The following is a 13,732-nucleotide window of genomic DNA, read 5'->3' on the forward strand; positions in this document are numbered from 1 at the left end:
GGAAATCGTCCCACGTCTAGGCCGGTAGCGGGCCGTGAACCGCGCCGAGGAACCCTGTGCGGAACGCGCCGATGCCCGGCGCCGGGATCTGCGGCAGGCGCCTGCGCGAGAAGTACGGGCGGGCCCGCACAATGTCGGGCAATCTCAGTCCAGCAGACCGACGTCGGCACGGCGGGCCGCCTCGGCCAGTTCGTCGGCGGTGGCCAGCAGCGCGGATTCGCGGCGGGTGACGCGGTGTGCCAGCTCGTCGGCGTCGTCGTCGATCCAGACCGGGCTAGAGCCGGCGGCCAGGGCCCGCAGGAAGCCGGACGTGGCGGTCAGGATGGGTACGAGCGCGGGCACGGAACCCGCAAGGCCGCCGGCGAGGACGTCGTCCAGGGCAGCACGTACATCCTCCGGGGCGGGGGCCGGGCGGGCATCGACCAGGGCCGCGTCGAGGCGGACGCGCGCGGCGGCGGCCGCGGCTTCGCTAGTGATGGCGGTCAGGTCCACGACGGTGGCGTAGCGCCGCTCAACCAGCTCCGGGTCGCGGCGGATCCACTCGCGCACGAGAAACAGCCGCCAGAGCGTGCCCGGCAGGGTGGTTGCCGGGGAGTCCGCCCACAGCTCGGCTACGGCGTCGACTCCGTGGCCGGCGACGGCGGCTACCACGCCGGCGCGGGTGATCAGCTCGACGGAGGCGTCGGTCTCGGGTGCGTCCTCGGGGAAGCCGCCGATCAGGGCCTGGGCGGCGCGGTGGGCGAGTTCGGAGGCGACGGCGGGGTCGTCGCTGCCCTCGATGTTCTCGGCCGCTTCGGGGTCGAGTCGGGCGGGGCGATGGAACTGGCGAGCCATAGGAACTCCTTGTGATCCGCGGGTGTTTGCCGGGTTGGCCGTTTCGGCGGCGCGTCGACGGCGAGTGGCCCGGTTCGCGTTGCTGGTGGCATTGTCCCGCATGGGTGAGCGGAAGCGTGAGTGGCACCCGGCGCGCGTGGTGAACAACGCACGCACGGGCAGCCCACGTGCCTGCCGCAGGCGCTTCCTGGAACCGATGGCGCATGCATGGCTCACCGACCAGTAGGGCGGCAAGCTCGTAGGTGCGGCCGGGCCCGATCGCGCGCACAGCTCGCCGGCAGGGGGGCGGCTGCGGAATCGGCTATGCTGACGGCGCCGACCGCGTCAGGGTTCTACTCCCGGCCGGGGGCGCGCCCCTCTAGCTCAGTTGGTCAGAGCTGCGGACTTTTAATCCGAAGGTCGTGGGTTCGAGCCCCACGGGGGGCACCAGCGAGATGCCGCTGCCGCACCCGCATACTCCCCGCCATCACGCCCCAAAGTGCGAAACATCCGTCGCCGAGGCCACCGTGCGCGCGGCACCGGGAGAGGGCCCGGCGACTACGACCAGAGCCGGCGAGCTATCAGCAGCGCGATGACCGACGCCAGCGCGACCACCCCTGCGGCCGGAATCAGGAAGGGCACCACCGCGACGTCGGCGCCACCCTCCGCTAGTAGCTCGATGGCCCCTTCGAGGAGCGTCAACGCGAGCACGGCGAGCAGCACACCGATTATATTCGCGACAACGGCAGTAATCACTGACCGCACCGTTCCCTCCTCCTTATGTACAGTGTCCCGTCACCCAGTATTCCGGTCAGCTGCAACCAGTGCGACCGTCCGGTGAAGCGGACAGAAAATGTTGGCCTGCCCTATTCTGGCGCGCAGCCATATGCGGACTAGCAATGACCTCGATTACCCGGGCCACGCAATTGAATGCCGGCACGCGGCGTGGCGAGGGGCCCACATGCCGCCTCGCCACGCCCGCGCCTCACCGCCTGCGCGCAACGGCCAGGTAGATGTAGATCGCGATCATGGCGGCGATCAGCGACAGGAGCCAGCGGATCCAGTCGATACCTGGGGTTGCGTCCACGCCGAGCGCCCCCGCGAGCCAGCCACCAACCAGTGCGCCCACGGCCCCCAGCACGATGGTCCACAGGATCGACAGATTCTGGTCACCCCGCATAATGAGCCTGGCCAGGGCACCGATAATGCCACCGAATACGACCATTCCAATGAGCTCACCCATGACGCATTCCCTTCATCTAGTGCGAAACGATGCACTCAACGCCGCAATCACCGCGTGGAGTACCGGCGCCCTAAACGCCTGGAATCAACATACACCAGGAATTCCCTGCTGTGAGACCGCTCTCCCCCGGATGCGTTAAAGCAACCGCCCACACATGCTTTTCCCGTCACCTTCCCACGTCATTCCGGTACGAACTCCAGGAAATGCACACCTTCCAGTCCGAACCTCAATGAATCCTGAGGACCGGGTGGGCCTGCTCCGGCCGCCGCGGGTTATCGGCGTGGGCGCAGTGCTTAAGTTCGGGCCGCTGGTTGGTACGGTGCGGTAAAGCCAGGAGGCTTACCCCTGGGTGGCGGTTGGTGTGCCTGTCCCGGTGGCGCGATGGGTGAGGTTGCGCAGGGGTGGACCACGGTGGATCAGGCGCGACGGCTCGCATGTTCGGGTCGACGGTTCGTGTGTTCCGGTCGACGGTTCGGCACATCCGACGACGGTTCGTGGGGTAGGGGTACGAACCGTCGTTGTTATGTCTCAGGACATCGGTGACAGTTCTGTGTCAGGACATCGGTGACAGTTCGTGGGTTGTTGGGGGTGACAGTTCTGGTGTGCTTTTGGGCGCATGAGCTCAGTCAGGAAGTCCAACAGTAGTGGTGTTGATCCGCGTGTGCGTCTGGCGATCGCCCGGTGGCCTGATGACGCCCCGCGCGGGGCGGTGACCACGTTCTGCGAACAGGAGGGCATCTCCCGCAAGACCTTCTATGTGCTGCGGGCCCGAGCCCGAGCTGACGGGGAGGCCGCGGTACTCGAGCCCCGCTCCCGCCGTCCTCGCACAAGCCCGGGACGCATAAGCGACCAGGTACGCTCCCAGGCCCTTGACGTGCGTGCCGCGCTGGAACGCTCTGGCCTGGATTGCGGCCCGATCAGCGTGCACGACAAGATGCGGGCCATGGGCCTCAAGGCGCCCTCGCCGACATCACTGGCCCGCATCTTTCGCTCCGCCGGCGTGGCCCGAGCCGAGCCCACGAAGAGGCCCCGGGCGGCATGGCGCCGGTTTGTCTATCCGGCCCCGAACGCCTGCTGGCAGACGGGGCGCCACCGAGTACGTCCTCGCCGGAGGACGCAAGGTCGTCATCTTCCAGCTCATCGACGACCACTCCCGCCTGGCGGTGGCATCCCTGGTCGCCGCCGCCGAGACCAGCCAGGCGGCTATCGCGGTATTCGACCGGGCCGTCGCCCGCTACGGGGTGCCCCAGCGGCTACTGACCGACAACGGGACGGCCCTGAACCCCACCCGACGCGGCCGCAAAGGCAAACTGGACGGGCCACGTGCGCACCCTGGGGTAGAACCCATCACCTCCAAGCCCTATAAGCCCACCACCCAGGGCAAGAACGAGCGCTTCCACCAGACTCTGTTCCGCTACCTCGACAACCAGCCCCTGGCCCACACCATCGAAGAGCTACAAGCCCAAGTCGACGCCTTCGACCACATCTACAACACCGAGCGAGGACACCAGGCCCTGCCCGGGAGGATGACACCCCAGCAGGCGTGGGACGCCACCCCCGTCGCCGCCCCGCCACGCCCCAAGCACCACGAGCCCGTATCCGTCGGCGGCATCCCCACACAACCCCGCCCCAGGCGCCGGCCCACAACACCGCCCTCAGGGCAGCGCCAAGGCACCATCGGGGCTAACGGAGTGGTCAGCCTGGCCGGTATCAGCTTCTTGGTATCCAGAACCCACGCACACCAGCCAGTGACCATCACCTGGGACCCCCACCAAGTCGCCTTCACCGACACCCAAGGCGAGATCCTGGCCCAGTACCCCTGGCCCGCACCCGGCGTCCGTTACGTCTCCACCCACACACACCCAACCCCACCAACCACCACAACTGTCACCGATGTCCTGACACACCAAGTGTCACCGATGTCCTGACACAAAACTGTCACCGATGTCCTGAGACATCACAGGTACGAACCGTCGTCGCTCATGCCGAACCGTTGCTGCTACCTGACGAACCGTCACTGAAACACACGAACCGTCCACCCCACGACACCACCCAGACGCCGGCCCGACAACGTCCTCATCAGCCCGAGAACGACCCGGGCTCGACCAAAACGACCTCATCATCCCCAAACCCTCCCGAATGTGGAGGGTTTGGGGATGAAAAGGTCGTACTCGGCGAACCGGCACCCGCCGAACACGACCTCGCCAACCCGAACACGACCTCATACGCCCGACAACGACCCCCCAAACACAACCCCATCAACCCGAACACGACCTCGCTTACCCGAGAACGACATCGCCATCCCGACGTCGTCCTCCCACACCCGAACACGACCACCACACAACAACCCGCAGGCCCGAACCACCACCCCCCACAAACACGAACAGCCCCTACACGCCGATAACCGGCCGACGCCGACAAGAATGCCCCGCCCGGTCATGACGACTGGGCGGGGCGGCACCCCGACGCCTGCGCACGGTGGCGCCGGGTTTGCCCGCTACAGCACCCCCAGAGGCAAGGCGATCAGCATGATGACCAGCATTGCCGTTACCGACAGGATCGTCTCCATGAGCGACCAGGTCTTGAAGGTCTGCCCCACGGTCATGCCGAAGTACTCCTTGACCAGCCAGAACCCGGCGTCGTTGACATGCGAGAGGAACACCGAGCCCGCACCGATGGCCAACACCAGCAGAGCTGTTTCCACGGGCGGCATGGTCTGTGCCAGCGGTGCCATGATCCCGGCTGCCGTGATGGTGGCGACGGTGGCCGAACCAGTAGCCAAACGCACGGCTACCGCGACCAGCCAGCCCGCCAGCAGTGCCGGCACAGCGGCCTGCTCGATCCAGGTGGCGATGATGGTGGCGATGCCGGAGTCGATCAGAGTCTGCTTGAAACCGCCACCGGCGCCCACGATCAGCAGCACGCCCGCAATGGGCCCGAGCGCACCACCGACACGGGCGGAGATCTCGTCGGCGGTGTCGCCCATGCGCACGCCGAATATGAGGATCGCCACCAGCACGGTCAGCAACAGGGCCACGATGGGTTGTCCCAGGAACAGGGCGAAGTGAACGATTGGGCTGTTGGAGCCCTCCGGCGCCGCCGTTTCGACCACCGTGCGCATGAGCATCAGCAGCACCGGCATCAGCACGACGCCGATGGACACCCCGAAGGAGGGCCGTGGGCCGGTGCGCTCCTGCTCGCTTCCGCCGAGCGGCTCCGGCGCCTCGATCGGCACCCAGCGGGCCATGAGGCGGGCCGACAGCGGACCTGCGACGATCACCGTCGGTATCGCGATGAGCAGACCGAAGCCGAGGGTTATGCCGAGGTCGGCGCCGACGGCGTCAATGGCGATGAGCGGCCCGGGGTGCGGAGGCACCAGGCCGTGCAGAGCGGAGAGCCCGGCCAGGGCGGGCACGCCCACGAGTACGAGCGGCTGGTGCGCCCGCCGGGCCACGATCATCACTACGGGGATGAGCAGGACGATGCCCACCTCGAAGAACAGCGGGATGCCGACGACGAACGCGATCAGCGCCATGGCCCAGGGGAGCCGATTCGCCGAGGTGTGCCCCAGGATCGTGTCGACGATCTGGTCGGCGCCGCCGGAGTCGATCAGCAACTTGCCGATGATGGCACCGAAGGCGATGAGAGTGCCCACGTCTCCGATGGTGGAGCCCAAACCGGAGGTAAAGGCGGTGAAGGTGTCGGTCAGCGGAATGCCGGCCACCAGGGCGAGTACGGCCGATCCGAGGGTGAGTGCCAGGAAGGGATGGACCTTCTTCCAGACGATCAGGACGATGATTGTGGCGATGCCGACCAGCGCGGCGAGGATCAGCCGCAGGTCGCTGCCCGCGTGCGGCACGGCGTCTGCAGCAGCCAGGATTGTGTACATCATTGTCTATGTCTCCGTGGCGAAGATGTGTGTGAACGGGGGATGACCGCGGTCAGGCCGGCGCGGCGGCCTCGAGCGCGGCAAGGATCGCTTCGAAGGTCTCTTCGGGGGTGGCACGCGAGACCACGGTGACGCCGTCCTCGTCGTCGGCCAGGGGCTCGAGGGTGGCGAATTGCGATGGCAGGAGGCTCGGGGGCATGAAGTGCCCCTCTCGGTGCTCCATGCGCTCGCGCAGCTCATCCTGCTCGGCGACCAGGTGGATGAAGAAGACGCGCCCGTTCGCCTGGGAGAGCAGGTCCCGGTAGGCCCGTTTCAGTGCGGAGCAGGTGACGATGGTCTTTGTGCCACTGGCCGCCTGCTCGCTCATCCAGTCGCGTAGGGACTCCAGCCAGGGGCGGCGATCGGCGTCGGTCAGCGGCACGCCCTGGGACATCTTGTCGATGTTCGCCTGCGGGTGGAAATCATCCGCCTCGGCCACTGGCCAGCCCAACGCGGCATGGAGATTGGCCGCGGCAGTGGTCTTTCCGCAGCCTGCGACGCCCATAAGCACCAGATGCTCGACGGGTTGTTTCATAGTGGCCTCCTAGGACTTCTTTGTCGACCATGCGTACTACGATTATGCGCGCTTAGGTACTATTTTTAAATAGGTCGTAAGTCCCGAAGATGAACTTGCGGCGCACTCACCTCCCGCGCCGGGAACCTTCGCGGGACCATGCCGATGCCGCTATGATCGCGATTCCAAGCCAGTTGGGGCCGCCACCGGCGACGCCACACAACCACTTGCCTCAGGAGCGCCCATGTCAGCCTCAGCCCTGCGCGGCGGCGTACTCGACGCGCTCGGCACCGCGATTGTCTCGGGCCGGGTGCGCCCGGGAGAGGCGCTCACCCTGGAGTCCATACAGACGCGTTACGGCGTCTCACGCACGCTCGCCCGCGATTGCGTGCGCACCCTGGAATCGGCGGGCCTGGTCGAGTCGCGCCGCCGTACCGGCGCAATCGTGCGTCCACCACAGGAGTGGGCCGCGTTGTCCCCGCTAGTGATTCACTGGCAGCTGGCGGTATCCCCCGACGGCCCCAAGCTCGGCGCACTCACCGAGCTGCGCGCCGCCATTGAGCCCGTGGCCGCCGCGGCTGCGGCCCGGCGCGCGACCGAGCCGCAGCGCACCGAGCTGTTGCGCCTCGCCACCACCATCCGCGAGCGCGGGCGCACGGGCGAGGTCGCTTCGTATCTCGACGCCGACATCGCCTTCCACGGCCTGGTACTGGAGGCCAGCCAAAACGACACCTTCGCGGCGCTGACGGACGTGGTGGCCGAGGTTCTCACCGGGCGGACCCGGCTGGACGGCGGACTGCAGGCGCCCAAGCCGGAAGCACTCGAATTGCACGTCCAGGTGGCCGAGGCGATCGCCGCGGGAGACTCCCGGGAGGCCGAACGCTGCATGCGCGAAATCGTGGCGGAGGTACGCGACGTGCTGCTGGAACGCGGGCTGCGGGGATTCCTCACCACTACCTGACGCTTGGCCCGCCCGCCGACTCACTCGCGGCACACCGTTGCTGTGCGCAGGCCGGCGGCATCGGCAGCGGGTCACAGCACCGCCGCGGCGAGCAGCACCACCGGCACGAATCCCGCCGTCGTGAGCAGCACGGCGTCGCGGGCGAGCGGCTTGGCCACCCCGTAGCGGGAGGCGTACATGAACACGTTCTGCGCCGTCGGCAATGACGCCGTCGTCACCGGCATCAGCAGCGCGGAGCCGTGCAGCCCGGCCACCAGCCCCAGCCCCACGGCCAGGCCGGGGACGACCAGCAGCTTCCAAGCCACGGCCCAACGCAGGGCGGTGCGGCTGGCGGCGTCGTGCACCGGCTCGGGCGGCACGTTGACGACGCGGGGCACCGCTCCACCCGTTCCTTCAGCGCCACCGGCCCGGCCGGACTTCGGCGCGCCGGCCACGTTCTGCGGCGGCCGCAGCCGGGAGGCGGCCAGGCTCATGCCCAGCGAGAGCATCATCAGCGGCACGGCGATCCGCCCCAGCGTGTCGAGCAACTCGGCGAGGTGCCCGCGCAGGGCGGCATCCAGGTCGAAGCCGCTGAGGTTGACCAGGACGCCGACCAGCACGGCGAGCACCAGCGGGTTGCGCAGCGGCAGGGTGTAGGTGGCGAAGCGGGAGGGACTGCCGCGGCGGGTCACGGCATCCAGCACGGTGAAGGCGAGCGGCGTGAGTACCAGCAGTTGCAGCAGCAGGATCGGGGCGACCGCGGTGGCGTCGCCGAGCACCAGTACCAGCACCGGTATGCCCAGATTGGCGGCGTTGACGTAGGCGGAGGCGAGCGCCCCGAGCATCGCCTCGGCCACCGGCCGGTGCAGCAGGCAGCGGTGCACGCACCAGGCGGTCACCAGCCCCAGCAGTTCAGCCCCGATGGCGACGGCGGTGCCCAGGGAGGTGACGGCCGCAAGGTCGGCGCCGGCGAGGGTGGTGATGAGCAGGGCGGGGGTGGCGGCGAAGAAGCACAGTCGGGTCAGGACGGTGTCGGATCCCACGGGCACGGCCCCGGTACGCACCAGCACCCAGCCCACCGCGATGACGACGGCGAAGACCGCCAAGCCCCCGATGACATCCGACACGCCCCCACCTTATGCGCTTTAAACCGCGGCCTCGAGGTCGATCCAGGTGCCGGCATGGTCGGAGACGACGAAGCTGTGAGTGCCGGCGGCGACGGCGCGCAGCCGGGGCCCGACCGGCAGACCGCCACCGGACGCGGCCGCCTCCGGGACGGCGGTTTCGCTCGCCGTCGGCGACGGGCCGTTGGCGGCGGACCCCGGGTCGGTGAGGAAGTGGTCGATGCGGCGAACGGGGCGGGCGGCGGGGAAGGTGGGCCCGTCGCCGAGCATCCGCGCCACCCCGAGGGCCGCGACCTGATCGGCGGGCAGGTTGAGGTCGCCGGCCAGCAGGTGGGGGCCGGGGAGGGCGGCGAGTCCGGACCAGGCCGCGGCGAGCTGCCTTGCGGCGGTGTCGGCGCGGGTGGCCAGATGAGTGACGCCCAGATTGAGCGCGTCGACGCCGGGCAGCACCCCCTCCGGCGGCTCCAGGCGACCGACCAGCAGATTGCGGGCGGTGGCGGTGAATAGACGATAGGAGCGCGGGTCGACCGGACTGCCACGGCGCAGGAGGGTGGCCGGACCGCGCCCCAACCGCATCACCCGCCAGACGGTGACGGGGTACCGGCTCAACAACGCGTTCCCGAAGCCGACCGGCCCCTGGCCGAGCCAGGCGCGGGCGGGACCGAGCACGTCGTCGCCGGGGCCGGTCAGGGCGGTGCGCAATGGGCGACGGCGCAGCCCGGCGACGGGGCCCGCGTAGGCGGCGGCGAAACGGCGGTAGCGCCACCCGAGCAGCTCGGCCAGGGTTGTCGCCTGGTCCAGCCGTCCGGAGCGGGCCTGGCCGAGGTCCACCTCTTGTAAGGCGACCACGTCGGGGGCGAGCTCGGCGATCTCCTCCGCCAAGGCCGCCAGCACGGCGCGGGCGGTGGCGGGGTCGTGGATGTCGGCGCCGGCCAGTGACCCGCTGACAGCGGTCCCGTCGCCCGCGCCGACGCCGGGCTGACCGTGTTGCAGGTTCAGAGTCAGCACACGCAGCACGTTGAGCCTCCTATTGGCGCTACCGGTATCGAGCCGCGGTGTAGGCGCTCCCCGGGCCGGGTCTAGGCCTCGGCGGAGTCCAGGTCGGGCTCGAAGCTCAGGCTAACGGAGTTCATGCAGTAGCGCTGGCCGGTAGGAGTGCTGGGGGCGTCGTCGAAGACGTGCCCGAGGTGACTGTTGCAGGCCGCGCAGCGAACCTCGGTGCGCACCATGCCGTGCGAGGTGTCCGTGGACAGCACCACGGCGTCGGTGTGGGACGGGTCGTAGAAGGAGGGCCAGCCGCAGTGAGAGTCGAACTTGGTGGTGGACCGGAACAGCTCCGCCCCGCAGGCACGGCACCGATAAATGCCCTCGCGATGCTCGTCGAGCAGTTCCCCCGTGTAGGGGCGCTCGGTGCCGGCCTCGCGCAGCACGTGGTACTCCAGCGGGCTGAGCGCGGCCCGCCACTCGGCGTCGGTGCGCGCGACGGCAGCGGGGTCGAGGCGCGGACCAGAACTCGTGTTTTCGTTGGCGGTCATGGCGCAATACTGGTCCGGCCGCAGCGGGCCGACAACCCCGCACCGGCGTGGATAGTCTCACCTGAACAAGGCGTGTCAGCGGGAATACCACCGACGCTCGTCTCGCTCGGATCCCCCACACCCGACGGCCCCTACACCCTCCTCTTTTTGCCCTTAGCCGCACGGCCCATACACGTATTAGTTAGGGTTGACATACCTCACTATGTTGGATAGCGTCGTTATCCAGCTGTGGAAGCTCGTTGAAGAGAGGTCCGAGGTGATCGGCAGGGCCACGCACACGCGCCGGCCGGCACAGACCCGGCGGCGGACCCTGGCCGCCGCGCAAGAGGAGGAACACAGTCATGCTGGTCCACACCGCGATCGGAACACTCCGAGCCGAAAGGGTCGGCCCGACCGACACCCCGGTTTACCGCATCCTCGGCATCCCCTACGCCCACGCAGAGCGCTTCCGGGCGCCGGAGCCAGTGACAACCGACCCGGGCGACGGCATCGTCAACTCCGGGCGCGGACAATGCTTCCCCCAGCGACTCATGCCGGGCTTCATGAACCTGTTCCTGCGTCATTTTCAGCTGCGCTCCGAATGGCAGCCGCGCCACGACATTCAGAGCGAGGACGCACTGCGCGTTAACGTCTGGACCTCCGGTTCGGACACCCCCAAGCCGGTGCTCGTATTCATCCACGGCGGTGACTGCGGCTCGGGCACGCTGCCCATCTACGACGGCACCCACCTGGCCGCGCAGGGCATTGTGGTGGTCACCGTCACCTACCGGATCGGAGTGCTGGGACACCTGCACGTGGTCGACGGCGACCGGATCAGCTGCGACCGCGCCCTGCTGGACCAACAGGCTGCGTTGCGCTGGATCAAGGACAACATCTCCGCCCTCGGCGGCGACCCCGAGCGGATCACCCTGATGGGCCACTGCGGCGGCGCCCAGTACGCCCTCTACCAGGCACTCAACCCGGATAACCGCGACCTGTTCCACCGTCTCATCCTGTGCAGCGGACAGCGCGCCACCCCGCAGCCGCTGGACCCCGACGCCGAGCGGGACGCCTTCGCCCGCCTGCTGGCGGACAACCACCTGCGCGATTACCGGGAGTTGGCCGCCGCGCCGCTGAGCCGCTTGCTGCGGCTGGCACAGCCCACCATGACCCTGTCCACCACCATGGATCAGCCCTTCTTCAAGGTCGATCCGCGCGACGTACTGCGCGAGGGCGCTTTCCCGCACGTGCCGGTGCTGGTGGGCTCCACCAGCGACGAGTTCTCCATGATTGAGATCCCCATGTGGTATCGGCGCATGGGGATCGCCAAGACCCCGGAGGAGTTCGACCGCACCACCACGCGCCTATACGGCCGCTGGGCCGCCCCCATCGCCGACGCCCTGCGCCCGGAGTCCACGGACCTGCCGGATCTGCAGATCAAGATGATGGAGCTGCTGGTTTTTCACAGCGCGGCACTGAACCTGCTGGAACGACTATCGGCCCACACCACGGTCTACGGCTACCGCTTCGAGTACGTCCCGAACCTCTACCGGGGGCTGCGCGGCGCCTACCACGGCGCGGAAGTAGCGATCTTCTTCGGCAACCTGGATCGCATGCGCATCCCCATCACCGACGACAACCGCCGGGCGATGGCCGTCACGCAGCGGGACTGGCTCGGCTTCGTGAGGGACGGCGTCATGCCGCATCGGCCCGCCTTCGATGCGCAGGCGCGGATCACCCGCTACCGGGGCGACGGCGAGACGATCCCATTCCCGCACCTGGAGCTGCTGCGCGAACTGGAGGGGACCGATCTGGCCCAGCGGGTGGTGAACGCCTATATGAGTCGCCGTTGACATCGACTCCGCACAACACTGCGGTGGAAAAGGTCCATCGGTGCCCACTTTGACGCGCACCACGCCCTACGACCGCCGCACCACTCGGCCTTTTCCGCCATATCAAGCGGTTTCCGCCAGCGGCCGTATTGCGTCCCTCTGCCAAAATGGGCACCGATGGACATTCTGGCGTCTTCAACGGTCAGTCGTCGGCCTCGTCGGCATCCGTGCTGGACTTGCCGATGCCGAGCTTGCCGGTGGCGGGCGGGTTCGCGTCCAGGTAGGCCTGCTGTTCCTGGGTGGAGATGACGCCGGTCGCCTCGCCGGTGTCCACCGCCGGGCGGGCGGGCATGTCGGAGCCATCGGCGACGGCACCGCCCTGCGCCGCATCCCGGGCGAGTATGCGCCGGCGCCGCACCTTGTCCCGGCGGGCGCGGCGGAGCTTCGCCCGCCCCTTGGCGACGGCGCGCAGGCGTGCGGCCTCGATCGGGTCGTCCGCTATGGGACGCTGCACGGCCGTGGCCTCCCCCACCGGCTCGACGCCGTCGGCGTTCGGTTTTTGCAGGGTGACGAGCTCCTCGGCCAGGCGAGCCACCTTCTCCGGCGTGGGGTCGTGGGCGACGTCCACGTTGTCGACCTCCACGCGGGTGCGCGGCAGGGCGTAGGGGGCCTCCCGCTGCAGCCAGGCGACCAGCTCCTCGCGCAGCTGGCACTGGAGGGTGAACACGTCGGCGTTATTGGCGCCGGAGACGGCCACCCGCACGGTGACGGTACCCGCGGAGGTATCGGTGACGTCCACGGAGGCGACCCGCCCGTCCCACACGGACGAACCGGACAGGATCCGTTCCACCTCGGCGCGCAGGGCCGCCACCGGCGCGCGCCAGTCCAGGTCGATGGTGAAGGTACCGGTCAGCTGACTGCCGCGGCGCGACCAGTTGGCGAAGGGGTTCTGAGTGAAGTAGGTGGAGGGGAAGATCAGGCGCCGCCCGTCCCACACGCGCACCACCACGTAGGTCAGGGTGATCTCCTCGATGAAGCCCTGCTCGTCGTTGACCACCACGACGTCGTCCACGCGGATGGCGTCGGTGGTGGCCAGCTGGATGCCGGCGAAGAGATTGCCCAGGGTCGACTGGGCGGCCAGGCCGGCAACGACCGAGACCAGTCCGGCGGAGGCCAGCAGGGAGGCCATGGCCACACGCGCCGAGGGGAAGGTCATGGCGGCGCCGACGAGCCCGCAGATCACGATGATGAACTCCGCCACGCGCCGCAGCACCTGCGCCTGGGTGGTGATGCGCTTGGTGCGGTCGACGTCGCCGTGGGCGCGCACCCCGATCACGATGGAGGACTCCACCGCCTTGGCCACTCCCACCACCACCCAGGTGGCGGACAGGATGATGCCGATCACCAGGGCGTGGAGCACGAACTGCGCCCAGTCCGGCTGGGAGAGGTCGAAGAAGGCGATCTGCCCGCCGACGAAGGCTCCGATCAGCGCCGCCAGCACGTACATGGGGTTGCGGCAGAAGCGGATCAGCTCGGCGTACAGCGCCCGACGCTGCCCCATGGCGCGCAGGACGACGACGAGTATGAGTACCAGCGCAATGCCGATGAGCACCCCAATACCCGCCCGCCAGGCCAACGCGAATACGTCGGCGGTGGCCTCCACGACCGCCTCGGCGGCGTCGGCAGCACCTTCGGTGGCCGAGGAGGTGGCGGAATCGCTGGGGTTATCGGCACTCAGGACCGCGGTCAGGGCTGTGAGGGCGCGTGCTGGTGCGGCTAGTGCAGCGGGTGCGATGACCATGTGCCCAAGACTAGGGCCCGGCG

Annotated in this window: 11 protein-coding genes, 1 tRNA gene and 1 pseudogene; 4 read left to right on the forward strand and 9 right to left on the reverse strand. The window is 68.7% G+C overall.

What is annotated here, in order from left to right; genetic code table 11:
• Positions 1-144 precede the first annotated feature (144 nt).
• Complete coding sequence (locus C3B71_RS13945) at positions 145-834, reverse strand: hypothetical protein (protein WP_108968863.1); 690 nt, start codon at positions 832-834, stop codon at positions 145-147.
• Between the two features lie 352 nt (positions 835-1,186).
• Here C3B71_RS13945 and C3B71_RS13950 point away from each other — a divergent pair.
• Positions 1,187-1,263: transfer RNA gene (locus C3B71_RS13950), tRNA-Lys, on the forward strand.
• Between the two features lie 108 nt (positions 1,264-1,371).
• Here C3B71_RS13950 and C3B71_RS13955 read toward each other — a convergent pair.
• Complete coding sequence (locus C3B71_RS13955; protein ID WP_073331047.1) at positions 1,372-1,569, reverse strand: hypothetical protein; 198 nt, start codon at positions 1,567-1,569, stop codon at positions 1,372-1,374.
• Positions 1,570-1,798: 229 nt separating this feature from the next.
• Positions 1,799-2,056, reverse strand: coding sequence for a GlsB/YeaQ/YmgE family stress response membrane protein (locus C3B71_RS13960; RefSeq protein ID WP_073331050.1), 258 nt, complete (start codon positions 2,054-2,056; stop codon positions 1,799-1,801).
• Positions 2,057-2,672: 616 nt separating this feature from the next.
• Here C3B71_RS13960 and C3B71_RS13965 point away from each other — a divergent pair.
• Positions 2,673-3,984: pseudogene (locus C3B71_RS13965) on the forward strand (integrase core domain-containing protein).
• 569 nt (positions 3,985-4,553) lie between these two features.
• Here C3B71_RS13965 and C3B71_RS13970 read toward each other — a convergent pair.
• The gene (locus tag C3B71_RS13970) at positions 4,554-5,948 is read right to left on the reverse strand and encodes a GntP family permease (RefSeq protein ID WP_108968865.1); all 1,395 of its coding nucleotides are present in this window, start codon (positions 5,946-5,948) and stop codon (positions 4,554-4,556) included.
• 49 nt (positions 5,949-5,997) lie between these two features.
• Complete coding sequence (locus tag C3B71_RS13975) at positions 5,998-6,519, reverse strand: gluconokinase (RefSeq protein WP_108968867.1); 522 nt, start codon at positions 6,517-6,519, stop codon at positions 5,998-6,000.
• A gap of 223 nt (positions 6,520-6,742) precedes the next feature.
• Between C3B71_RS13975 and C3B71_RS13980 the strand changes: the two genes are divergently transcribed.
• On the forward strand, positions 6,743-7,459 hold the full coding sequence (locus C3B71_RS13980; RefSeq protein ID WP_108968870.1) for a FadR/GntR family transcriptional regulator: 717 nt from the start codon (positions 6,743-6,745) through the stop codon (positions 7,457-7,459).
• 71 nt (positions 7,460-7,530) lie between these two features.
• On the opposite strand, the gene C3B71_RS13985 is transcribed toward C3B71_RS13980, so the two are convergent.
• The 3 genes from C3B71_RS13985 to msrB all read right to left on the reverse strand — a co-directional run bounded on the left by C3B71_RS13985 (position 7,531) and on the right by msrB (position 10,097).
• Positions 7,531-8,565, reverse strand: coding sequence for an AEC family transporter (locus tag C3B71_RS13985; RefSeq protein ID WP_073331056.1), 1,035 nt, complete (start codon positions 8,563-8,565; stop codon positions 7,531-7,533).
• A gap of 18 nt (positions 8,566-8,583) precedes the next feature.
• The gene (locus C3B71_RS13990; RefSeq protein WP_108968872.1) at positions 8,584-9,579 is read right to left on the reverse strand and encodes an endonuclease/exonuclease/phosphatase family protein; all 996 of its coding nucleotides are present in this window, start codon (positions 9,577-9,579) and stop codon (positions 8,584-8,586) included.
• Between the two features lie 62 nt (positions 9,580-9,641).
• A complete protein-coding gene (gene msrB / locus C3B71_RS13995; protein WP_073331062.1) occupies positions 9,642-10,097 on the reverse strand; it encodes a peptide-methionine (R)-S-oxide reductase MsrB in 456 nt (151 codons plus the stop codon).
• A gap of 341 nt (positions 10,098-10,438) precedes the next feature.
• On the opposite strand from msrB, the gene C3B71_RS14000 reads away from it, so the two are divergent.
• Positions 10,439-11,929 carry an alpha/beta fold hydrolase gene (locus C3B71_RS14000; protein WP_108968874.1) on the forward strand — a complete coding sequence of 497 codons (1,491 nt, stop codon included), beginning with the start codon at positions 10,439-10,441 and terminating at the stop codon, positions 11,927-11,929.
• A gap of 181 nt (positions 11,930-12,110) precedes the next feature.
• Here C3B71_RS14000 and C3B71_RS14005 read toward each other — a convergent pair whose 3' ends face one another.
• Positions 12,111-13,709, reverse strand: coding sequence for a mechanosensitive ion channel family protein (locus C3B71_RS14005; RefSeq protein WP_073331068.1), 1,599 nt, complete (start codon positions 13,707-13,709; stop codon positions 12,111-12,113).
• Between the last annotated feature and the right edge of the window lie 23 nt (positions 13,710-13,732).

It is taken from the genome of Actinomyces sp. Z16 (assembly GCF_003111765.1).
Taxonomy (GTDB): Bacteria; Actinomycetota; Actinomycetes; order Actinomycetales; family Actinomycetaceae; genus Actinomyces; species Actinomyces glycerinitolerans.

Coding starts and splice junctions, on each gene's coding strand:
- C3B71_RS13945 (WP_108968863.1), bottom strand. CDS start 834: ATGGCTCGCCAGTTCCATCGCCCCGCCCGACTCGACCCCGAAGCGGCC.
- C3B71_RS13960 (WP_073331050.1), bottom strand. CDS start 2,056: ATGGGTGAGCTCATTGGAATGGTCGTATTCGGTGGCATTATCGGTGCC.
- C3B71_RS13970 (WP_108968865.1), bottom strand. CDS start 5,948: ATGATGTACACAATCCTGGCTGCTGCAGACGCCGTGCCGCACGCGGGC.
- C3B71_RS13975 (WP_108968867.1), bottom strand. CDS start 6,519: ATGAAACAACCCGTCGAGCATCTGGTGCTTATGGGCGTCGCAGGCTGC.
- C3B71_RS13980 (WP_108968870.1), top strand. CDS start 6,743: ATGTCAGCCTCAGCCCTGCGCGGCGGCGTACTCGACGCGCTCGGCACC.
- msrB (WP_073331062.1), bottom strand. CDS start 10,097: ATGACCGCCAACGAAAACACGAGTTCTGGTCCGCGCCTCGACCCCGCT.
- C3B71_RS14000 (WP_108968874.1), top strand. CDS start 10,439: ATGCTGGTCCACACCGCGATCGGAACACTCCGAGCCGAAAGGGTCGGC.
- C3B71_RS14005 (WP_073331068.1), bottom strand. CDS start 13,709: ATGGTCATCGCACCCGCTGCACTAGCCGCACCAGCACGCGCCCTCACA.